Annotated in this window: 18 protein-coding genes; 9 read left to right on the top strand and 9 right to left on the bottom strand. The window is 32.7% G+C overall.

Annotated elements, in window-relative coordinates; genetic code table 11:
- Positions 1 to 567 precede the first annotated feature (567 nt).
- Positions 568 to 1065, bottom strand: a complete 498-nt coding sequence (locus AC1DCY_RS19550) for a S4 domain-containing protein (protein WP_477352877.1) — start codon at positions 1063 to 1065, stop codon at positions 568 to 570.
- Positions 1066 to 1779: 714 nt separating this feature from the next.
- On the opposite strand from AC1DCY_RS19550, the gene AC1DCY_RS19545 reads away from it, so the two are divergent.
- Entirely contained in the window at positions 1780 to 1884 is a 105-nt protein-coding gene (locus AC1DCY_RS19545) for a YjcZ family sporulation protein (RefSeq protein ID WP_477352875.1), read from the top strand.
- Positions 1885 to 2428: 544 nt separating this feature from the next.
- Here the strand turns inward: AC1DCY_RS19545 and AC1DCY_RS19540 are convergent.
- Positions 2429 to 4408, bottom strand: coding sequence for a cation:proton antiporter (locus AC1DCY_RS19540; RefSeq protein WP_477352872.1), 1980 nt, complete (start codon positions 4406 to 4408; stop codon positions 2429 to 2431).
- A 647-nt stretch (positions 4409 to 5055) separates the two neighbouring features.
- Here AC1DCY_RS19540 and AC1DCY_RS19535 point away from each other — a divergent pair.
- Positions 5056 to 5904 (top strand): MBL fold metallo-hydrolase, encoded by an 849-nt coding sequence (locus tag AC1DCY_RS19535; RefSeq protein ID WP_477352870.1) that lies wholly within the window; start codon positions 5056 to 5058, stop codon positions 5902 to 5904.
- 228 nt (positions 5905 to 6132) lie between these two features.
- On the opposite strand, the gene AC1DCY_RS19530 is transcribed toward AC1DCY_RS19535, so the two are convergent.
- The 4 genes from AC1DCY_RS19530 to AC1DCY_RS19515 all read right to left on the bottom strand — a co-directional run bounded on the left by AC1DCY_RS19530 (position 6133) and on the right by AC1DCY_RS19515 (position 14303).
- Positions 6133 to 7611 (bottom strand): Lsa family ABC-F type ribosomal protection protein, encoded by a 1479-nt coding sequence (locus tag AC1DCY_RS19530; RefSeq protein WP_477352868.1) that lies wholly within the window; start codon positions 7609 to 7611, stop codon positions 6133 to 6135.
- Between the two features lie 1824 nt (positions 7612 to 9435).
- Positions 9436 to 11037 carry a hypothetical protein gene (locus AC1DCY_RS19525; protein WP_477352867.1) on the bottom strand — a complete coding sequence of 534 codons (1602 nt, stop codon included), beginning with the start codon at positions 11035 to 11037 and terminating at the stop codon, positions 9436 to 9438.
- A 299-nt stretch (positions 11038 to 11336) separates the two neighbouring features.
- Positions 11337 to 12242, bottom strand: coding sequence for a hypothetical protein (locus tag AC1DCY_RS19520; RefSeq protein ID WP_477352865.1), 906 nt, complete (start codon positions 12240 to 12242; stop codon positions 11337 to 11339).
- A gap of 81 nt (positions 12243 to 12323) precedes the next feature.
- Positions 12324 to 14303 (bottom strand): RNA-directed DNA polymerase, encoded by a 1980-nt coding sequence (locus AC1DCY_RS19515; RefSeq protein WP_477352863.1) that lies wholly within the window; start codon positions 14301 to 14303, stop codon positions 12324 to 12326.
- An 858-nt stretch (positions 14304 to 15161) separates the two neighbouring features.
- On the opposite strand from AC1DCY_RS19515, the gene AC1DCY_RS19510 reads away from it, so the two are divergent.
- The 7 genes from AC1DCY_RS19510 (at position 15162) to AC1DCY_RS19480 (ending at position 20975) form a co-directional block, all read left to right on the top strand.
- On the top strand, positions 15162 to 15611 hold the full coding sequence (locus AC1DCY_RS19510; protein WP_477352861.1) for a LytTR family DNA-binding domain-containing protein: 450 nt from the start codon (positions 15162 to 15164) through the stop codon (positions 15609 to 15611).
- 12 nt (positions 15612 to 15623) lie between these two features.
- Positions 15624 to 16058 carry a DUF3021 family protein gene (locus tag AC1DCY_RS19505; RefSeq protein ID WP_477352860.1) on the top strand — a complete coding sequence of 145 codons (435 nt, stop codon included), beginning with the start codon at positions 15624 to 15626 and terminating at the stop codon, positions 16056 to 16058.
- A gap of 177 nt (positions 16059 to 16235) precedes the next feature.
- A complete protein-coding gene (locus tag AC1DCY_RS19500; RefSeq protein WP_477352859.1) occupies positions 16236 to 17537 on the top strand; it encodes an alpha/beta hydrolase family protein in 1302 nt (433 codons plus the stop codon).
- Positions 17538 to 17809: 272 nt separating this feature from the next.
- Positions 17810 to 18193: a hypothetical protein gene (locus AC1DCY_RS19495; RefSeq protein WP_477352857.1), complete on the top strand. Its 384-nt coding sequence runs from the start codon at positions 17810 to 17812 to the stop codon at positions 18191 to 18193.
- 206 nt (positions 18194 to 18399) lie between these two features.
- Positions 18400 to 18972 (top strand): glycoside hydrolase family 73 protein, encoded by a 573-nt coding sequence (locus AC1DCY_RS19490; protein ID WP_477352855.1) that lies wholly within the window; start codon positions 18400 to 18402, stop codon positions 18970 to 18972.
- Between the two features lie 12 nt (positions 18973 to 18984).
- On the top strand, positions 18985 to 19623 hold the full coding sequence (locus AC1DCY_RS19485) for a response regulator transcription factor (RefSeq protein ID WP_477352853.1): 639 nt from the start codon (positions 18985 to 18987) through the stop codon (positions 19621 to 19623).
- Positions 19620 to 20975 carry a sensor histidine kinase gene (locus tag AC1DCY_RS19480; protein ID WP_477352851.1) on the top strand — a complete coding sequence of 452 codons (1356 nt, stop codon included), beginning with the start codon at positions 19620 to 19622 and terminating at the stop codon, positions 20973 to 20975. Before AC1DCY_RS19485 ends, AC1DCY_RS19480 begins: the two co-directional genes overlap by 4 nt.
- A gap of 299 nt (positions 20976 to 21274) precedes the next feature.
- Here AC1DCY_RS19480 and AC1DCY_RS19475 read toward each other — a convergent pair whose 3' ends face one another.
- From AC1DCY_RS19475 to AC1DCY_RS19465, 3 genes are all read right to left on the bottom strand, one after another.
- Positions 21275 to 21568 (bottom strand): hypothetical protein, encoded by a 294-nt coding sequence (locus tag AC1DCY_RS19475; protein WP_477352849.1) that lies wholly within the window; start codon positions 21566 to 21568, stop codon positions 21275 to 21277.
- 314 nt (positions 21569 to 21882) lie between these two features.
- On the bottom strand, positions 21883 to 23367 hold the full coding sequence (locus AC1DCY_RS19470) for an alpha/beta hydrolase family protein (RefSeq protein ID WP_477352847.1): 1485 nt from the start codon (positions 23365 to 23367) through the stop codon (positions 21883 to 21885).
- Positions 23368 to 24147: 780 nt separating this feature from the next.
- Positions 24148 to 24387, bottom strand: a 240-nt coding sequence (locus AC1DCY_RS19465; protein WP_477352846.1) for a hypothetical protein, incomplete at its 5' end; no start/stop codon positions are given.

Genomic DNA, 24387 nt, shown 5'->3' with positions numbered 1-24387 from the left:
ATTACGATTCGGTTAGTAGACGAGAATTCACAAAAATAGTTTCATCGTTTTTCAAAAAAATCCAATATAAGGTATTGATTGCTACCATAAAGTTATTGAGTTCTTTAGTTACTGAAAGAAGTTAAAACTAAACCTATCATTTTTTCATTTGATTTCCCCTCTTATACCTTGATGTCTGAATTATAAACGAGTTTTCCTTTACAGGTGAATGACAATTGTCTAACTATTTATTATTCTATTCTTACTTTTTCGTGAGAATAGAGATTTACGGCTTGCCTTTAGAATTAACTAAATTTCTCCATGATCAGTTAGCGAGCAGTTGAAGTCGTTAGGTACATAAGCAAGGTTGTAAAAAACATAGTGAAAGCGCCTAAGGTAATCCTCTTAGAAAAAGTCGATCCTTGCTCCATGTAAACAATTCATATTGAACTATTCAAATAACCATTAGGATTTTATGACTCTATCCTGTTACAATATCATCTTAGTTTCTCCCTCCCTAAACAAAAAGGTCGCAACCGTGTAGAGAATGTCTCCCTTCACCATGTTGCGACCTTGAAAGTACTTTATTTAATCAATGAAAATAGAAATGCGTTCACCCTTTGACAATTTTTCACTAGGTTTAATGATTTGATCATTTAATTGAATCGTTCCATTTTCAATTTTCTTTATGATCTGTGCTCGACTCCAATCCTCAATTTGGATTGCAAGCACTTTATCAATTCGATGTTTTCCAATCACATCATCTAATACAATGTGTATCACCTTTATCCCTTGTTCTACTAAGCTGATCATCGGAATCGTTGATAATATTGAAGATTCTTCTTTCTGCTCTTCAACTTCAGCAACATGCTCTGAGAACGTTTTATAAATAGTTAACTTCTTGTTCCACGTATGATTTTTTTCGCATTTATAAATTGCATATTGGTATATATTTTTTCCGTTTGCGTTATGCCTTCGTACATTTGTGTCCGTAAAAACAGATAATTTCCCACACATTTTGCAGTGCTTCTTGACAGTTCGTTCTGGTATTTGAGAAAGCTTCCAGCGGAAAGTAATATTTAACATTAATCCTTCACCTCTTAAGATAAAGGTACGCAAGCATCTATTTGGATATCTCGCAGTACAATGTAAAATTTATTGTATAAATAAAAAAGGAGATCCTATACAAGGACCTCCTGACGCATTGAGACTACAGGGTTGCTCGGTTCCTTCGTAATGATAAAAATGGGCATACTTCCCCCTTGAAAAAAAACATTGTTTTTTTGAGGGCAATGCTATCCAATTTATTGAATCATTACAAAGTAAATGTTGGCATACGTGTTCTCCTGTATCCTTTCCATCCAAATAGAGTTATTCCAACATTATCACATACTTACATTTAAATGCAATTCAATTATTTGCCACGCCATGAACAAATCATACCACTTTGAAAAAAGGGTGATTTTTCTTGATACATAAGAAAAATCACCCTTTTCTAGTGAAATTCGTTGTTGCCTAGATAAGCACTTTATAAAAGGAGTAACCCATCCTAACAAAAAAAATTTAAAATTGGATAATTACCTCATTCTCTTTCTACAACTATACAAATGATAGACATATAAAGGTTATTATGGAGGCTGTGGTGGCAATAGCGGCAATGTGACGATAGTAAGCACCTAACATTTTATTCTTATTAATGTAAACCTATTTGAACATTTTTCTAAGACATCCTAAGATAAATATCGCAATTCATTTTGACAACTTTACATATTATAAATTATAGAAGGGAGGGTCATTAAAATGTCTGGTTATTATGGTAGTGGCAATGGCTCAGCATTTGCGCTAATTGTTGTTCTATTCATTCTTCTAATTATTGTCGGCGCTAGTTTCATGAGAACTTATTAATACCAATACCGCCTCCGATGCTCATAACTATTAGGAAAATACAAACTTATCCTTCCCTCCAAAAACATAACAAGGGTCACAATCCACCGGTGACCCTTTTAATATTTCCTCTATCTATGTCATACTCAACTTTTAAAGGCGTCATAAAAAGCCACACCATTGATATGCTACAAAATACTATTCTTCCTATTTATAATTAGAAAGAATAGTATTTTTATTTATCTATTAGTAATTACACACTAATGCCGCGGATTTAAGCATATTATTATGCTTATTAATTACTTTTCATTATTTCTGTTCTTTTTTTATAATCTACTGAAAGCTTAATTGACTGGGCTTAAGAAAATGCCGAAATTGTTACAATAGCTATTGTAACTCCTAATGCGCCTATCCAGGTAACTGAAGATAGTACGTCTCTCACAACAAAATACCTCTGAACCAGCAGCCATTGCCAATTGGTTGACTGATTATTCTAAGATTTAGTAGCTAACTCAAAGTACCAAAACACATAAAAGCCTAGCAAATTATGCTAGGCAGCCACCATTTATTCTTCCTCTTCAAGCAAGATAACGCTTTCCAAATTATTGACAAATCTCCTTAATACTTTTGCTAATTCATTATTTATTTCACCGGCCTGATACCATTCATTTATAAGATTTCTTTGTGCTTCAATGGCTATTAGAGCTAAGTATTCTTTTTGTTCTTCTTGCTCTGAAGAATCCATTTTATAAGATGAATATTGCAAGTGACGATAATAGATTTCCACTTTTTGCGCAATATCTGAAGAATATTCATTCGTTTCTTGAACATGCTTGATAATTGATGATGTCACATAATCTTTTAAATCTTTCTTTACTTTATTAATTTGTTCTACAACATTGGCTGGTAGTTTGCTCATCTTCCGTTCACGTAAAAAATGACGTAAACGACGTTTTAACAAAGTAATTGTTCGATTATTTAACATATCTTTTCTTTCTTTAAGAATATAATCAATTTCCTGTTGAATTGATTCGTTTAATCCAAGTTCAGTCATATATTGCTTCGTATAAATTATTTCTAATTCCATCCCAATTTTTCTAGCTTCCAACATTTGTTGCCTGTATGCTTGAAATGCTTCCTCTGACTGTTTTCGCTCAACATTCATTAACATTGCGTTATATTGATTCATTAACTTTAGAGCTATAGCAGCATTTTCTTCAACTGTTTCACGTTGAATACTACGAATCGCATGTTTTAACATTTCTCTTTTTTCATTCATTATATTTGGCTGATGGGCTTTTTCTTGATCATTTAATAAAGGTAAAAATATGGTTGCTATTATCAAGGTGAATAAAATAACACCTGCAGCTAAAAAGATAAGTAATTGACGACCTGGAAATAATTCTCCTTGATTTGTTACTAGCGGTAATGATAATATACCTACCATCGTGATCGTACCTCGAACGCCAACTAGTGTTGTCACAATATGATCTTTAATGGTCACTGTTTCTTCGTTCTTAAATATTTTTTTATCTACTATATGAAAGAACATCACCCATACAAAACGGATGACTAACACCATCAAACCAATTCCTAGCACATATAAAATCAGGATACTATTGTGAATTTCCTCGCTTACTAGTATAGAATTTGTGGCAGAAGGTAACATCAGCCCTAACAAAAGGAAAATAACACCATTCAATGTAAAAGTCAAAATTGACCAAACATGTTCTGTAACAACTTGTTCTTGTGCAATGAAGTTTTCGGTCTTTTCTTTAACAATTGCCGCAATAATTCCACCTGTTACAACTGTAATTACCCCTGATGCATGAAACACTTCTTCTGCTATTAAATATAAAATAAATGGTGTTAGAACTTGTAGCAAGACATAAAATGTTGAATCCACTATTCCTATATGGCGAAGATGAAGTCGTATCCAAAATATTGCTAATGCACCTAAAATCCCTATAAGTAAACCAACAAAAAACATATAAAGAAAATCACTTGTTGCTGTTTTCAATGAAAAATAACCGGTTACAATCGCCGCTACTGAATATTTAAACGCGATTAACCCCGATGCATCATTGATTAAAGATTCCCCGCGAACTAAATTCATTATACGATCTGGAATATGAACTCTTTTGGCGATGCCATTTACCGCCACTGGGTCAGTAGGCGATAAAATAGCCATTAAAGCAAAGGCAGCCGCTAAAGGAATCGACGGAATCATCCAGTGCACAAAGAGTCCACCAACAATAGTCGTTAATAATACTAATACAATAGCGTTGCCTAAAATCGGTAATCGCATTTTCCATAATTGTTCACGAGGAAAATGTGCGCCATCATGATAAAGTAACGGTGCAATAAATAATAGCAAAAACCATTCCGATTCAATTTCAATGGTAAAATCCTTTGCTACTAAAGAAACTAGAATTCCAACTGCAATTTGAATTAGAGCAATCGGGATGAAAGAAATATAATGTGCCAGGACATTTGTCACTAATAATAATACAAGTAGAATTAATATCGATATTAAGAGCTCCATGTACGACCTCCTTTTTCTAAGAAATATTGTTTTTTAAGGTCAACCCAATTTTACTCTACTAATTGTAAATAAATAAGGTTTCCTGTTCAATGAAATGTAGCCTTTTCACAGTTAGTATTTGTTCACTGACTCATTTTACCCCTTATTTCATCAACAAGTGAAAGATTACACGGGTGGGACACTAACAGGCGCCGGTTTTATATGGCTGGGTTTAAGCCTGCTGAATCCCTACAAGAGTTTTGAAGCAACTAGAAATACTGCTGTCTATCTAAGATAAAATTATTCCTATAGAATAATCTCCTTCCAAACAGACCTTGTTTTTATTGGATAATGGAAAGGGATTTTTTTTACATGGGGTATCCCATTACCCCTCCCTATCCAGTGCTTATTATTACAAAATAGAGAGCTCTTGTTTTGTCTGTCATTTGGACGAAGAGTGAACTATAAATAACATGCGGGTACCACTGTTTTGAATTTTTGCAAAAATCAATTTATTGCGTTATACTTTTCCTTAGCAAAAAAAGGAGGTACAGTCCAATGGTAAAAAATTAAAATGAGAAAATCTTAAATTATGTTTTAGTTTTTTACAACAAACATGGAGATTTTCTCTTTCATAGAATTTATATCTAAAGTAGAGGAGAAATAACATGTTAAATAAATTAAGTGATACTATTTATTATTTACCAAATCAAGATGATAACGAACGACCAACATTAGGATTGGTATGTGGTGACCAATCTAGTCTAATTATAGATTCTGGCAATTCAACTCAACATGCTAAAGATTTTTTACTAGAAATCGAGAAACTAAATGTACCACCTATCAAATATTTGGTAATTACACATGCTCATTGGGATCACTTCCTTGGTATGAATGAATTTGAAGCAACTGTTATAGTTAATAGTCGAACAAACGAAATGTTAAAAGAATGGCAAAGTTATAGGTTTGATGATAATTCACTGCAAAACTATGTGAAAACTAATCAGATGAGTGCTAAGTGTATGGAGATTATACAAGCTGATATACCTAACAGAGGTAGTTTTAAATTGAATTCTCCAGATGTAATTTTTGAAAATACATTAACTATTGATTTAGGTAATAAAGTTTGCCTAATTGAAAGAATCAGAAGTACTCATACAGACGACTCTACAATTATTTATATTCCTGACGAAAAAGTTGTTTTTTTAGGTGATTCTGCATATTGTACAACTACAAATTCCCTATTTCATTTCAAACAATCATTGTTATTGCCTATGATTAATGACATTAAAAAATATGATGCTGAAATGTTCTTACTTGGTCATGAATCGATCTGTGATTCTACTGAAATGACTATATATTGGGAAGAGTTAACAACAGCAAGTCGAGCTGTAAAATCCACCTCACTAGAAAATGCTATAAAGTGCTTTAAAGTAGAAAATAAAAGATACCCCAATGATAATGAATTATTTTTCTTAAAAGCATTTGTTAATGACCGTATAATTCAATCACAATAATTGATTAATAGCCACTTCCTTCAGCCTTTTGGTATGCCAGTTTCCTCACCATACTGAATTGTTACTGATTTGATACCTTTGTCACCCATTCCTTTTATTGTTGTTTTAAAATAAAGTTTGTTCAAAAAACCTCATAATCCAGTATTTTACGATAAATAAAAGAATCCATTTTGAAAAAAGATTGTTCAAAATGGATTCTTCACTTACATATTAATTTTTCAAATTTAACTACATAGATATAGTTTTGGTTGCAATTGTTTGTTGAAATGCCTGATCATGCTCAACAATAACCATTGTGGGATTAAATTCTTGAATAAGCTCTTCAATTTGCATGCGCGAATAAATATCAATAAAATTTAACGGTTCATCCCAAATATATAAATGAGCTTTTTCACATAAACTCTTGGCTATTAGCAACTTTTTCTTTTGTCCACCAGAATAATGAGCTATATCTTTCTCGAATTGAATTCGCTCAAAATCCATTTTACGTAGGATGGATTTAAATAACGTTTCATCAATCTCATGCTCTTCAATAAAATCAGATAACAGTCCCTTCAAATGAGAAGTATCTTGTTGAACATAGGAAATAATAAGGCCAGAGCCTAAATTCATTGAGCCTGTATGTTGTATCGGATTTCCTAGAATTAGTTTAAGGATACTACTTTTTCCGCTTCCATTCTTTCCATCAAGTACAATTCGGTCACCTTGTTCCACTTTAAAGCTTATAGGTTTATTCACTATTTGGTCATCGTACTTAACTGACACATCCGCCAAAACAACCAATTCATTTGAATGAAATTCCAATGGTTTTAATTTTAACGACTCCGTTTTTTCCACATTTTTTAGCAGTTTTGACTTTTCCTCAATAGCTTTTTGTTGCCTTGATTCTAGGTTCTTTGCTCTCTTCATCATCTTTGCCGCTTTATGTCCTACAAAACCTTTGTCTAACTTCGAACCTGAATTCGTTGTTCCATTTTTGGAAGCTTCCACTTGACTTGACCAACCTGATGTACGCTTTGAAGACTGTTTTAATCTCCCTATGTCTTTTTGTAGCCGCTCATTAGTTGCCTCTTCATGTTCTTGCTGTCTATCAAAATTTAACTTCCAAGAAGAATAGTTACCACTTTGAACTTCAATATTTGCCCTATTTATAGATAGGATATGGTCAACGCATCCATCTAAAAAGATTCTGTCATGTGAAATTAATATAAACCCTTTTTTCTTCCTTAAATATTCAGAGACCATCTTTCGTGCTTCCGTATCTAGATGGTTGGTTGGCTCATCAATTAATAGAAATTGACCCTCCGTCATAAAAAGTGCAGCAAGCAACACCTTTGTTTGTTCTCCATTTGACAATGTTTTAAAAGGTCGATACATGGCCTCGGCATCAACATCTAGATAGGATATTTCACGAAGAATTTCCCAATCTTCTGCTTGGGGGCAAATTTCTTCCATGATTTCATGAGTATACTTGTTCTTATCCGAAACTGGATAAGGGAAATAATTAAATTCCACCGAAGAATTGATTTTCCCACTATACTCATAATTCCCTAATAATAAATTAAAGAATGTTGTTTTTCCTCGTCCATTTCTACCGATAAATCCAAGTTTCCAATCCGTATCTATTTGAAAGTTTACATTTTCAAAAATATTGTCAAAGCTACTTGGATAAGAAAAAGTTAAATTTTGAACTTGTATCATTGACATGATAATTCCTCCTTTGTATATCAATACTTTTTACTTTTTATACAAAGTCGGCATATCCATCCATTCTAAATTTCTCCGTATAAGTTTGATGGATATTAACGACTTGTACGGAGTAATACATGCGTAACAATAGTGTCTGAATCGCTCATTTTTCACACTCCTTTATTAAATCAATTATGCCTCGGCATAATTGCGTCCGGAATCGGCTTTGTGCTAGCACAAAGAACTCCTTTCCGATTCCGTGACATCCGCCGGAGGCTTTAACTTCTTTCAGCGGATGTTTGGACACTCGCTGAAAGAAGTTAAATTAAGGTACAGATTAAAAAATTGGACCTTAACCATGAGAGAATAAAAAATCCTCCCAATTTGTAAATTGGAAGGATTAGTCTTTCGCTTATAGTAAATAAGCTCTATTTTGCCATTGGAACCATGACAAAGAAAGTGTAAACTGATTTATAAAAATGGACAGACTAATCCTATATTTTGTAGTTTGAAGTTTTTCATTTCAAATAAAAATACAGATTAGTTAATCATTGTCCATTCATCAGTCCTCTCATCATTGTAATTGTATATTAACAAATTTTTTCCTGGAATACAATTCAAGCATCATCTTCACCTCAAATTACTTCAATTGACTTACGGATAATTCAAAGTCATTTTTTATACTTGGTATAATACCACTAAATGCTCAAAGTATTCAGTAATCGAATTGATTCAATGTTCTAAACACTCACTAACTCAGATATCCTTTATTAACTATAAATATAAGCATAGGGATCTGTGATGTAATTATAGGTATACTTATAGGCGTAAACAGATATATGTAATATTTATCATTACCTATACATTGAAATTACAGCGTTTAACAATTTCGCCTATTTTAAATTATAAAGTCTAAATTTAGAAACATGTAGTATAAAAAGGTAATTTAGTATAAATTACAACATTTAAGGTAGGTAGGTCAATCATATGGAGTTAAGTGAATCTTACAAGTTTATAGCAAAAGAAATTAGAGAGGTTGATGGCAATAATAAAGTGATATCGATAATGATCCATGACCAAAAAACAAATATTCAAGTACCTCACCCGATTACAGAGTTTTAATTGTAAAATATGCATATCATGGCAAATCATTAAACTCACAATTAGTACCTGCTCATGTAGTATGGCGTTTTCTAAACTATATCTTTAAATCTATAGATAAAAAAGACAAGCTGTTTATGCAACGTAAAGAACCTAAATCTATATCGTGGTAGTAATATCAAGAAATGGTTTATCAAGGAACATAATTAAATTGTATGAAGGTGTGCTCACTAACTTTTTTGTATTTTTAAGCGAAAACAAATATATCAATGAAAAGATAAAGATTGAATATAACTACATAGCTGACTTTTTTAAGAACAGGCTGAAAAATAATAATTAAAAAATTACTAGTAACTAATTACGTGCTGCATAAGATCGGATATACAGAGAATTAAATATTTTACTAAATTGCAAAAAAAAGCTATTTAATAAAAGGGATGATTATTGAAGATAAAAGCCTAATTCAACACTAATCAAAGAGGGAATTAGGTTTTTAATCTGCAATAACTTAAATATTGTTACTTTCCGGTTAAGGACAATATAACCAGTCTGGGGATTATTTTTATTCTTTAAGAAAAAATGTTCTATCGCTTTTACAACGTAAAATACATAGGTTTCAAAACATACTTTTCTCCCTTTAATAAACAATTACCGCACTACTTTATCCATTTTTTTAAGCATCTTGTCCTAGAGAAAAAAATCCTCCACTCTTTTTCATACACCTAATTTGTTACTAACAAACTACTCTACATTTAAATTTTCTCTTTCCTTTAAAATTGAGTACCCATATTTCTCATCATATAGCGATTCTATAAATCCATATTGGAAAATATTATGATTATAGGAAGAGTGTTTCCTTAAAATCCCATCAATAAAACACCTCATTATTATTTGTTCATCAATGTTATTCTTGAAATAATTTTCTATAAGCTCTAATGATGGAAGTAAATCGTAAAGATATCTACACTGATCAAAAACAAAAATATCTGAGTACATCCAAGTATTTTTTCCATCTGCTTTATACTTCACAGAGTAATGTTGGTCTGAATTAGATATATACGGAAATGAATATTGACCAATTAATAACTCAGCTATTAAGTTTTTCATAGGAATATCTAATGTTAATCTAATTTCCCTATCAAAAAAATCTATGTCATTCATAACTTTTAACAACTGTTCACTGTAGATTTCTTTAAAAAATGTATTAAATCCAGAATAATATTCCTCAAAGGATTTCAAATGTGTACATACCAATATAGAATTAAATATTCTATTTTTATTTTCCAATAAAAATTTATTTATAGGATGATTTAGGGGTAGATTTTCTTGAATAAGTAATGCCCAAGTTAATAAAGGATACGATTGGGGCGAAAGCATATAATGCGGTATAATGTTTAGTAAATCTTCCGGCTGCGTTGTTTTATCTACTTTTTTCTTTTTTAGTAAATCTTCGAATTTATTATCTTTAAAAAGTTTTGAGTTTAACGCTTTAAATGTTGTTATTTTACTAAATGGAACTATTTCTGAAGCTAATGAAGACACAAACCTTCTTATAAAATCACTATAATATTCAGGTATCCTTTGAGCAATAAATCGAGAGTACCCTTCAATATCAATTAATCTGGAATCAATATCTGAAAATAATTCATGAGTTGATTGTGGACATTCTTCGTATCTACTTGTATACCAGCATGCTAATAGTTTTCCCCACTCCTCCCATAGTTTTTCATTTGGCTCTGAAAAATTTGTTATCAGAACAGATAACTCCGTCAATCTTCTATTGGCAAATAACTTTTCCAGAACAAGCAAAGGATTGTATTCATTCGAAAAAATAGGTGTACATGCATCATAATAAATTATGTCAAATTGTTCAGGGCATAATTCAAAAAAGTCCTTTAGAGATCCTTTGTGAATTTTTATATAATAGTTATTTTCTTTTAAATTTTCTAGTGCTTGTCTATGAGTTTGGTTATCCCCCTCAATTGCCCAAATATTAGATGCTCTGACTCCATTTTCTAACAGTATTTTCAAGTCATTAGCTGGTTCAGGTCCAGATAAATAAAGTACTTTTAAATCCATTTTATCTTTCTCCTGATATCTAGAATTTATAATTTGCTTGCTTTTAATTTTTAAATCTTTACAAAAATCATCAGGCAACTCTAAATCTTGTCTTTTTAAGTAAAGGTTAATCAATTCAATAAAATGCTCAATCATTTTCTCCGTATCTTTTTCACCTACTAAAACACTATCCCTTCTTTTAATAGTTAAGCGTTCAATAGCACCTATTATTAATTTATTCCGAGCTTCATTTTTTTCTTTTTGAGTATATATACCTGAATCCATATATTCACCACGTCCTGAAATTTTGGTAATAATTACATAGCTTTATTATACCAACTTAAAAAGTATATGAACACTTTAATAATTCAAACCGTTCAGTTTGTTTGGCTATTTGATATAATATTGCCTTTTATCACAGCAATAAACTTATATTAGATTTTCATATTATTCACCATTTTTGCCAATAAAAAAAGAGCAAGTAATTTTATACCTGCCCTTACTATACCGGAATTGTTGTTTTCATAGCTTATTATGACTTGTATCTTTTTTTATCTAATTCGTTAATAAGCACTACAAAACGTTTAAATTTTATATTGTTCTCCAATAGAAATACGATCATCGTTATTATAAAAACTTTTGAACAGTTCCGAACACATCAATAATTGCGCCTCAACAAAATCATTATAATACCTTTTATCAACATCATCTAATTTAAAATGCTCGTCAATGCTATACTTAAATACTTCTGTATAAATTTTAAAAAGTAGTATTAAATTATAGATTTCTGTTTTGCTTTTTTTACCAGAACGTTCTAGAATGTTAACTCGATTACCATTTAAAGAAAGGTATTTATTAATCATTTTTGGTGCAAGATGTGCTTCCTTTGAAAAATTATCATATAATTTACCATATTCTACATTTATCTTTTCTTTTAGATACTTGGTATTCCTAGTTGTTTTATTTTTCATTATGTCTTCTTCACATTTCTCATCAATAACAAAACATGCCCAACATAGCTGCTCATAAATAAGTCTATATATGGGGATAACTTCTACAAAAAAACCGTACCTTAATAAGATAATAGCACTTTTAAAACTTTCTTTTAACCTAAATAGGGATGTATAAAATAAAGATTCACCAAATGTGGTTTTATAATTATTTTTATCTAATATTTGAAATAAATCATGCAAAATAAATGCTGTTGTTTCTACGGCATTAGAAATTGAAAAAGTAATAACATCATGTGTCTCTACATTTTTTTCATCTGAATGCCCGTCTAAATCTAATTCTGCTACTATATCCTCGAAATCCTCCTCTGGAGTTATGTGCTTAAATATAGCGGCTGTTATATTTTGTCTTAAATCTGCCGAAGCATTAATCGGTAATCCATAAGGAATACCTTCTAATGTATATGGAATAATATCAGCAATATTATCCCTTTTATTATATTTGCCATCTTTCAGATCTTCTAGAAAATCTCTTTTCAATTTCCTTCCCCTTTCTTGTTTCTTCTAAAGTAACCCCTCTAACGTTCTAACATCGACTCTTTTCAAATATTCTTAATGCGGTCAATATTCCTCTTCGACAGAGAAACGAATCTGTTTGTTTTTCATTTTTGATAATAAAAACGATTTTGACCAATTATTAGACTCCATCGTGTTTTCTACATTCGTATTTTCTTCTGGCTCTGCTTCGGTTTCTTGTTCCTGCTCTGCCTCTTCCTCTGTTTCTTGTTCCGGCTCTGCCTCTTCCTCTGTTTCTTGCTCTGGCTCTGCCTCTTCCTCTGTTTCTTGCTCTGGCTCTGGCTCTGCCTCTTCCTCTGTTTCTTGCTCTGGCTCTGCCTCTGCCTCTGTTTCTTCTGCTATTTGGAATTGTATACTTTCATAAATTGAATCTTTAAAATCTTCTTCTAGATTAATTTGATATTCAGAAATTATTTCCTCTAACAACACTCTTAAATCCCTATTCGAACCTGTAGAGTATTGTTTAATACAAAGACTACTAAGAATATTTTTAACTTCTATCTTAACTACAGAATAATCTGGTGTAATAAATGAAATATTGTGTTGTAGTAACTGTTTGAAAAAATCATCGTTACTTAAAATGCTTGAATCCTTATCTAACCAATTATTTACACAACACTCATATAGAAAAATCCAATTTTCATCATATAAATCGTTATTTGAAATAAAACTCTTATAGTTGCTAAAATCCGCAGATGTATGAATTAAATTTTTATCATTTAGTACCATCACTAAAATATTTACTAAAGAATTTTCATATTTACATAACTTATCTGTAGTTTCCTTATCTATGCTTATCATAAGTTTATTTGCAAAACTTAAAGCCCAAATTATTTCATAATCATTATTTAACTCTATATTTTCATTCATTATTGAATGTACAAATAAACTTAAATTGTCCAGGTCCATTTCATAACCCTTATACTTATAACTTTCAATAATTTCAAATACAGTTGGAATTACAGTAGAATCAACTAATGCTGTTTGTAATAATAAGGATTGAAAAATACTCCAGTTTTCTTTATAAACTATTCTATTCCTTAAGACTTTTAGAGCATACTTACTTATTCCTTTATCACTTATTTCTATTTGATATTTATAAATTTGATTAAAATATTCTTTCAAATCATTTTTTTCTAGAAGTATTTGGATATCCCTTTTTTTACTATTCTTAAATTTAAAATTTTTGAAAAAGTATACCCAGGCAGTATCTATTTCTAATGGCAATTTTATTATTCTTGTTTTTTCAACATTTGTATCTAAATTATAATCTTTCAATAGCTTCGTCATAATACTGAATGCTCTATTTGCTTCTTCTAAAGTACTAAAGTAATATTCCATATCATCTGTATATCTAAATCCTGGAACATCTTTTCCCATTAATATTTGAAAGTCTTCATCTATAGAAGTACCGATGATTTCTTGAATAATGGCTGAAGTCAATGGGCCAATTGGAATTCCCATTGTCTGACCATCTTGCATGTTTCTAACTTCTTGATCAATTTTATTCCCTAAGTAAGTCATATCTTTAGAATTTGCCTTAGCAACCGATTTAGTATGTAATGCCCAAGGAATCGAATGAGTATATATACTTGGATAATACCTATTAATATCTATAGATAAGATATATCTATTAAAAGATAAGTTTTCTAATCTGATATCTTGTTTTTTATTAAAACTATATTTATTTTTTAATTTACCGTTTGAAAATTCTACCCTTGTTAAAGAAACTTTAGATTTTTCATAGTGTATTTCTAATTCACTCCAATTTTCTTCTATTACTTTAGATAGCTTTATGTAATGTAACGGGTGAGGAATAGCAGCAATTCTTCTAAACTCATTTTTTTTTGGTATAGAATACTGAACTAACTTACTCCACTTATTTACACCTTGTTTAGACAATTTACTTTTACTTACATCTATTTGTTCTAGTGCATCAGCTAAGCTATTACTATTAAATTCAGATGGTAATTCCTTGCTAAAAAAACCATCTTTCATTATTATCTGTGAAATTTCCCCTTCCATAAAACACACCACCAATTTATGTATATAATGTATCTTATCATATAAAAAGCACATATACTCTAGCAAAAATAAATAGACTTTTAACCTCATTCAACAGAACAAGTCCTTCATATCAATAAAAATGATTTGATAGTCTTTCGGCTGCCGCTTGTCAACATGTCAATTCTCAATAGCACTACCAAGTTTCTTCTCTATATTTTCTTCTATTGCTAGTCACATTATTACCTTGCTCATGTTTTACTTTTATTATTACCTTGCTCATGTTTTACTTTTATTATTACTTTATCACTAATTATTTAATAAATATTTGGAAATGGATAAAAGCATACATAAAAGTTGAGTTAAAAGGGCGGTTTTTAAAGACTTTTCATTGCCTTTTATATCAATACAAATATTTGGTTTAATTGTTATGATAGTTGGTGTTTTTTTAATTAGGGTGTTTTAAGTCGCCTATCAATATGTTCTTGTGGAAACAACGAATAAGTTCAATTGTTTTTTAACTATTAGTGACGCTCCTAACATTATGCAGTACTAAGGGCGAAAGTCAAATATTGTTTCCCCTTTTTAGTAGCGTAAATAGTGATTCTGGCGAATAAAAAAGTCACTCGTTTTTTTTATCCTTATTATAGTTATAACTATTGTGATTTTCCTTCTACTTTACCTGTAACCCGCCCTTTCTCCTACACTTGACTTAGAAGATTCTGGATACTATTATAAAATAAAATCCAAACGGTATAAAATGTAAAAAAAGTATCGGTACATGGAAATGTTATCATTTGGATTAACAAACTTTTTTAGCCGTGTTTCATTTGCAAGTTTGTACAGAGTTCGAGTTAAACTGAAATAATTTGAATTTTTGTGGGTGATAATATCAAAATTTCAATAGAAGAAATAAGCCAAGAATTAGAAGAAGAGATTCTTATTAGGTGTCATGAGGTTAATGAAGAAATAAAAGAAATCATAAACAAGCTGAAAACTGAAAACCCTCTTTTACTCGGACATCAAAATGATAGTATTCACCGCGTTAAGCTTAGTGATATTTATTATTTCGAGGCAGTCGAGGGAAAAGTGTTTATTTACTGCAGGGATAACGTTTTTGAGGTAAAGCAAAAACTTTACGAGTTAGAGGAATTATGCAAAGGAAAAAACTGTTTTCGCGCATCGAAATCAACAATTTTGAACATCACGAAAATTTCATCTGTTTATCCGACTATAAGTGGTCGATTCGAAGCGGTTCTGGATAACGGAGAACGTACTGTTATATCAAGGCAGTATGTGCCTGTCCTTAAAAATATGCTTGGTTTGTAAAGAGGGATACATATGAATATTTTTGAATTTGTACAAAAGATAATTAAGAATTTCTTTATCATCTTCGCATCTATAATCATGATGATTACTATATTGCGACAAATGTATGATCCTGACATGGCCATTGATTTAAAGTCAATTTATATCATTTTGGCATTTTCCTTTTTAAGTGCATTAACGGGGTTTATTTTATATTCTCCGAACGATCTAAGCGAGAATAAAATGCGTATAAGGATTATTATTCATTTCTTCACTTTGGAGATTTTATTGATTGTCCTTGCTAGCGCTATTAATCTTGTAAATAGTGCATCCGGTGTAATCATTCTTGCACTGCAAATTGCCGTAATTTATATCATAGTTCGTCTACTGTCATGGCAAAATGATAAAAAAGACGCAAAAAAAATCAATGAAAAACTAAAGGCATTTAAGAAAGACTTTGGTGAGTAGTCAAGAAAATTAATAAACAGTAGTTGTCTGCAACAATTATTTTACGGTAAGCATTAGAGCTTACCGTTTTTTTGCATCTTATTGGCTTGTGAATACAACTTACTGTTTTTCCATATACATCCTTCCTTCCGTTTATTATGATGATTTCATAAAAACCAATGAGGTGGAGGAACGACTATGGGAATTTTACTATTATTAATTGCTTTAATTTTTGAGATTACTTTTGCAATCTACTGCATAGTAACTAAGCAAAACCATAAAAAAATAAAGAATTGGATTAGGATTACTGTATTTATAGTATTTTTAATCCTCTCTGTTTCATCAGTGATTGTCTGGAGTTTTCGCTGGGTAATGCTTGCTATACTACTTATCTTATTAGCCGTAAATGGGACGGTTTCTCTTCTCCTTAAGAAAACGAATAGCAAACAATACAAAGCTTCTACAATCGTGTGGAGGTCCATAATGATGATATTGGCATTTGTATTTGTCCTTTCACCTGTCATTATTTTTCCACAGCATCCATCACCAAAAGTGACAGGAGAATATGAAGTCGCAACCACTACTGACACATATATTGACAAGAATCGTATTGAGGAATTTACTGACAATGGGGACAACAGAAGTGTCAATGTGGAATTTTGGTATCCCCAAAACGCAGATGGAACATACCCTCTATTAGTGTTCTCACACGGAGCATATGGTATCAAGACAAGCAACAGATCTACTTATACTGAGCTGGCAAGCCACGGATATGTAGTCGTTTCCATCGACCATCCCTATCACTCCTTCTTTACTCGTTCAGAGGATGGAACAGTAACTATGATCAATTCAGATTTTAGAAATGAATTCGAAAATACGAATAAAGGTGTTTACTCGAATGAAGAACGGTACAATATCATTCAAAAATGGATGAAACTGCGGACAGACGATATGAATTTTGTCATTGATACAATCCTTAAAAAAGCTAAAAATGACAATACCCCTCTATATCAACATATCAATACAGAGAAAATCGGTGTGTTCGGGCACTCAATGGGCGGTGCTGCAAGTGTGTGGCTAGGCAGAGAGCGTAATGATATACGTGCAGTTGTAAATATTGATGCTCCGTTCTTTAGTGAGCTTGTTTATAAGAAAGACATAGATGATTTTGTAGCTAGTAGCAAAGACTTTACGACTCCACTTCTGAACATTTATTCTGACGATGTTTGGAGACAGCTCGAAAATAATTCCCTTTATATAGCAAACAACCCCAATAATGAACACTTCAAAGAAGCATATACTGTTCATTTTCAAGGAGCAAAACATTTAAGTTTGACCGATTTATCGCTTTTCTCTCCAATACTGACTAATATTCTACAAGGAGGAAAAGCCGACATTGATAAATATTACTGCATTGAAACTGAAAATGAACTGATTCTTAAATTTTTCGACTTTGAATTAAAAGGAGTCGGCCATTTTACTCCCAAAGAGACATATTGAACGAAGTTTCTACCGTAACTTGCACTTTGTCGTCTCTTTATTAAGAAGACGGTAACACCTCCTGTCAAATACTTGTATAAATTTAATAGAAGACTGGAAGCCTATTAACTCTAGAGCAATGTTTAATGGGCTTCCTCTATCAAATTACTCGAATTAGTGTCTTGTATAATGCTCTATCTTTTCTAGACAAAATAACAACTGGGATAAGTACTAAGGATAAATAGTCCTCCTAGAATCATAGAATCGCTTGTGCGAATGCTTATCCTGGCAAGGTGAAGGTTGGTGAAGATCAAGAAGAAAAAATGTTCGATAAAGCTGCATTGAAAGAGTTTTTAGAACCAGTTGCACAATGGACCGAGCAACACAATATACCAAACAACCGAATTATTGCTGAAGAGTTTGGAATTAACAGAATGGTTGGCGGAGCCGATCAATATGTAAAGGATTTAATTGATATTTTCGATGATTATGGCTGGCACTGGGCATTTTATGCATTTCGTGAAGATACGTGGGAAGGTATGGATTTTGAATTAGGAAGTCAACCAGTCAAGGGGGCATATTGGAAAGCTAAGGAAGAAGGCAAACTACCAGATAGAAAAGATATAGAAGTGGATAATTCGATTTGGGATGCATTGAAAAAAGGACTGAACAAATGACCTTGTTCGATACACTTAGTTCAGAATAAAATAATATTATCGTAGTACAAACACAATAGTTTGTACTACTTTTTTATTCTAGAAATAAGTGGACAAGGTATTCCTTAAACCTATAAAAGTTTTTTCATATTATTCTTTTGTCAAATGACTGTAACATTCCTCTTTTAAAATACAAGTAATAAATTCATTTTAAAAGAGGTTATATAATGAAAAGAATCAGCAAATATAGAAAAGCCAACGTGTCAATAATTATACTAGTAGTTAGTTTAGTTTTACTTTCTGTTTTTTTTATAAGACTATTTCAAAAAGAAAATAAAGAAATTCATTTTATAGATGAAATTGCTCCTATAGCTGTAGAATTAAACCGACAAACAGGTGGAGTGCTTCCGAGTATAACAATTGCGCAGGCTATATTAGAATCGAATTATGGCAAAAGCGAATTGGCAATAAAAGCAAATAATTTATTTGGGATAAAAGGTAGCTATAAAGGCAATTCAGTAAAAATGACAACTATGGAATATAAAAACAATAAAAGTTATACAATAGAAACTGAATTTAGAGCTTATCCAGATTTGAAAAGTGCATTTATTGACCATACTAAATTAATTTTAGAAGGGACGAGTTGGAATGAGCATCAATATTATGATGTTCTTGCTGCAACGAATTATCAGGAAGCAGCCCATGCTTTGAAAAAAAATCACTATTCCACAGATCCTATGTATCCTGAAAAACTAATTTCTATTATAGAACAGTATAATTTAGGGAAATATGACAATTAGGAGATAAATATAATGAATGTACTTATCGCTGATGATGAACTAGATATGTTAAAGATTTTACAAAGTTATTTCAAAAAGGAAGGATTTACGGTATTTACGGCTACAAATGGATCAGAGGCCCTTGATATTTTCTATAATCAAAAAATTGATTTGGCCATTTTGGATTGGATGATGCCAGGAAAAGATGGGATTACTGTTTGCCGCGAAATGAAGAAGACTCAAAAAATTAAAGTATTAATACTAACGGCTAGAGATACAGGAGAAGATGAATTTATTGCCCTATCTGATGGCGCTGATGATTATGTAAATAAACCATTTTATCCAAAAGTTTTATTAATGAGGGCGAAAAAATTGTTGCAAATGGAATCCATTCAACGAATAAACGATGTTTCATTTGATATTTCAAGCAAACGTGTATGGAGATTTGGAAAAGAATTAATTTTAACAAAGACCGAATTCGAGCTTTTACGTATATTTAGTCAAAATAGAAGACAAATATTAACGAGAGATCAACTACTTGATTTAATATGGGGAATGGACTACGAGGGTGATCCACGGACGGTAGATACACATATTCGGCGTCTACGTGAAAAAATTGGAGAGGATATTATCCAAACGCATCGAGGAGTTGGATATAGTACAAGAGAATGAAATCAAAAATTGGAACAAAATTAACTATTTATATAACTCTTGTTGTTATCATCACCTTTAGCATCTCACTTGCGGTAAGTCAGTTTTTTCTACCAAAATATTATCTTCATCAATTGAACCAAAAAGTAAATAATGCTTTTTCAGTATATCAGGAATTTGAGGATAAGAGTTTGGTTGAGGATCAATTTGATGTAACTATTCTTTCAGTATCGCTAAAAGATAATATTAATGTCCTAAATGAAAATTTAAAACAGCAACTTGCAAGAGAACATATTGCACTTAATAAATTTTGGGTTTCCGAAGAAGTATTACAAAAAGTTAATGAGGATAAAATTGTAGGCAAGCTTTATAATCAAGGAAAACAAAAGTCCAGTTTTATCGCACATTATTCAAAAGATGATAATCAGTTAATAATGATTGGAGCCTCAATGGCTAATTTTATTGATATAGCTTATTTTATTAATCGTTTTAACATATTCTTTTTGATAGTCAGTATCTTACTGATTATTATTATTACTGCCTTTTTATCTCGAAAACTCACAAGACCGTTAAATGAACTCAAAAATGTTGCAAAAGAAATTGGCGAGTTGGATTTTAAACAGGCTGAAATTCGGACTGGAGATGAAATCGAGGACCTTGCAAGAAGTATTAATAAAATGAGTAAGGCACTTGAAAAAGCGCAACAAGATTTATCTAAAAGGAACATTGACTTAAAGCAATTTATGATAGGTTTAACCCATGAGCTTAAAACTCCTTTAGCATTAGTTAGAGTATATTCAAGTGGAATTGAAGATGGTATGGATGATGGAACTTATCTTGCAACCATTAACAAGCAAGTTGATAGAATGGAAAAAATAATTATAGATATGCTTTATTTCGCCAAAACAGAAGAAAACGATTCTAATAAAACAACCTTTGATTTAATTATGTTGATTAATGAAATACTGAATAACTATCGACATATACAAGGAGAAAAACACATTTATTTTAAAACTGAAGTTACTGAATATATACTGACGGCTGAACAAGATAAAGTACAATTCATATTTGAAAATATGATTAGTAATGCAGTCAAATACTCTTCTGGAAATAAAATTCAGATCTGCTTTGGTCAAGACAGTGTATTTGAAATTAGTAATGAAACCACGCTTACAGACATTTCCAGAATATGGCAGCCTTTTTATGTTGGAGAAAGTTCTCGTGACAAGAACTTTTCAGGTACTGGACTTGGACTTGCAACAGTTAAAAGCCTTGCTGAACAATTAGGATATTCAGTTCAAGCAAGGCTATCTAACGGTAAAATCAATTTTGAAATTAATTTTGCTAATCATGATTGTTTTGATGCGTATTAAATCATGCTGTTGCCAATTACAAGATTAAGTTAATGTGCCTTCAAAATCAATTTTACCTAGGCATAATTGTGTCCGGAATCGGCTTTTTGCTTAGGCCTGCGTGAGGGCCGACACGATGTCGGTCATTTCGGTAATGCCACAGGACGTGGCGTTTTTACCGATGCAGGCCAGTTAGCCATTATCGCATGTAGCTACAGGGAAAGAAATTAAAATATGTAAAATCAATTGCTATGAATATATTCTAATGAATAAATTTCATCATATCCCTCTCTTTCATAGCAATTGATTATTTGTACACATTATTTTGATGAATTACCAGTTGAAGAGTTGATGGCTGTATTTTGTAATGATTGATTCATTTGTTGTGAAGATTGGTTTGCTTGCTGTGAAGATTGGTTCATTTGTTGTAAAGGCTGAGACATTCGCTGCGATGCTTGTGCCATTTGTTGCACTGGCTGCATCATTTGTTGAGCATTCTGTAGATTTAATTTGTTTGAAATATTTTTTGTGAATTGTTGAAGAGTACCATTTTGCAACCCTCTAGCTACACTCAAAATAGCAGCTCCAATTACGCCCCATGCAAGGAATTTCACTAATGAAAACCTCCTTTCTTAATTAAAGTATTTGGAAACAAATTTAGTATTGTACAAACAGGCTGATACTATAATGAACATTTTTTGGATTATTAATGTTTCAATACTTTACATAACTCGAGCATCTATGGCGGTTGTTCTTCTTTCTACTATTCCATTCTCATTAAATGTTCATTTTACGAAGTAGGTGTTGAAGTACACTACCAGCCGTTTTAGAAAAATATAACATTTGCTTAGTTTCATCAGCCTCAATATAAAGGTCGCTACCATTCTGTTCAGACTGGTAACGACCTTTTTGCTCAAAATCATGTTGCTCAACTTACGATCCCCAGGGTCGTGTGGAGCCAGTCGAAGATGGTCTGGTGAAGCAAACGCATTGCGCCCATATGGCAGTGCTCTCCAGCACCATCAGCGTTCCGCATCACGACATGCTTGTGCGGACCTTTTAGCTCAGACGCAAGCTTGCTTGCCTGCCCCTTGAACACAAGATCGTTCTCTCCCTCAAGAATTAGAGCGGGGGACTTGATTTTGTGCATGTCTTCAGTGGTGAGGGTAAACTGCTCGCTCTTACGGATGTATTCAGGTTCATTTGAAGTGCCAAACACCCACACACCGTTCTGCAGTGCCCAGCGAGCATAAGTGTCGTGTTTCTTAATCCATTCGAGTACGGGTATCGCCTGCTCATCGTGTCCGGCTTTGATCCACTCTACGAGGAATTCTGGAAGCGGAGGATACGTAGCGAAAAAGCTAGTCACACCGTCGTCAAGTACGATCGCTGCCGGACGATGATCAAAAGCCGCTGTCCGAGCGCACAGATATCCGCCCATGCTATACCCAAACAGCACAATATTGGACTTGTCGACCTCAGGACGTGTCTCAGCGTAATCCATGACAGGACCGAGTACTGCTTCCCAGTCCGGACGGTAGGGCACTTTCTTCTCGCGTATCATGCGACCCGTACCAGGACCGTCATACAGGATCACGTTAAAACCGCGCCGTAACGCTGCTGCGCCAATGACGTAGTAGCCTTCCTCTGTCGTCGAGTCAAATCCATTGGTGTATATGAGAGTCGGCCGGGGCTTCCCGCTGTCGTCCACGAGGAGTAGATATCCAGGGAGCTTATCTTCGCCGTAAGGGATGGATATCTCCTCGAATGGGCCATCCATCAGTTTGCCTGCCTTCACAAACGCCTCACGAGAAAGACCGAACAGCTCGGGAACGTGTGGATCGTTTAGGGGATCTTTGCGACGGTAAAATTCAGCACTACGATAGTAGGCCGAAGCGCGTAAGAATGCCTCCCGTGCGCTAATCTTGTCTCCATACTCGAAGGAATATTTACCGCGTTCATAAATACTGTCTGCGATAGCTTTCCACTCTCTCATCCATGCTTCTTCATCACCCTCTGGGATTGCCGCAGCGGTCAATAACACTTCGTTGAGATCAGCGCCGTTGTCAACTGCGAATCCAGCGGCACGCAATGTTTCGAAATTAAATGATGTATCTTTGAAAAAAAAATTCTTAACAAAAGCTTCCTTTTGACAATCAATTTCCTTTTTAGAGGATGGTTCATACATCGAAGCATTTATTGGGGCTGTATACGCTGGAGATACTCCTGATGATGCATACCTCCCAGCATTTACTGGAGCTGTATATGCTGGGGATACTGCGGATGGTGTATACATTTGAAGTGTTGGTTTCATAAAGATAACTGGGTATCCATAATACCAATATTGGTTGAGATATTGGTCATACATGTTCTCCCCTACTTTCCAAATATTTTTCTCAGGTAACTCAATCAATTATGCCTCGGCATAATTGCGTCCGGAATCGACTTTGTGCTTTGGCCTGCGTGAGGGCCGACACGATGTAGGTCATTTCGGTAATGCCACAGGACGTGGCGTTTTTACCGATGTAGGTCAGTTAGCCTTAATCGCATGTATGCGATTAAGGGCTAACATCCTTTATTAACTCCTTGCCGATTTCAGTGACATCCACCGGAGGCTTTAACTTGTTTCAGCGGATGTTTGAACACCTACTGAAAAGTAAGCTTAAATCCGCTTCATCTCACAACTATAGAAGTGGGAAACTTCGTACCTGTCGCTATGCTTTCTGTACAATAGAAATTTGCTAAAAGAAGTTAAGGAATAGGTTAATATCATGCACAGTCTATGAAATTGGGATAGAAAAGTGTTAGGTAGGTGCCTACTCTTTAATAAAAAACAGCTCAACCTTAAAATAAGTTTGTAAAATACTTTGTGAAAATTTCAAGCCGAAATACTCTATTTTTCTTATTTAATCTTTTCGAGTGTAGCTATAAGTAAAGTTTAATCAAAAACACCTCATAAACCTTTATTTTACGATAAATAAAAAGAACCCATTTTAAAAAAAGTTTGATCAACATGGATTCTTATCAGCAGATATAAGTTTCGGTTTTATAAAAAAGATTGATTACTTTCTACCTAATCTTACTCAACAATCGCTCCGATTGGATATGAATTTAACTAGTACCTAACATTTGTTCATGATAGTGTATACCGATTTTTATCAATTATGCCTCGGCATAATTGCCTTCGGAGGATTTAACTTCTTTCAAAAGAAGTTAATCTTTTTCTAACGCATTCTATGATAGATATCGCAACCCCTATTAACTTTTCTTTCATTGAAAACTCCAAAAACATACTAACATTAGTAGTACAAACCAAGGCCATGGTTTGTGCTACTATTTTTTTATAGTAGAAGTGAAGAAAAGCCGACCAGCCTCTGGGACCATTTGTGAGTCCGTATATAAAACCGGCTAACTTCATGCCCTTATATGAATC

The sequence above is a fragment of the Lysinibacillus sp. 10T31 genome (assembly GCF_056394365.1).
Note: the sequence above shows the minus strand (reverse complement) of the source record. Positions and strands in the feature narration are given on the sequence as shown.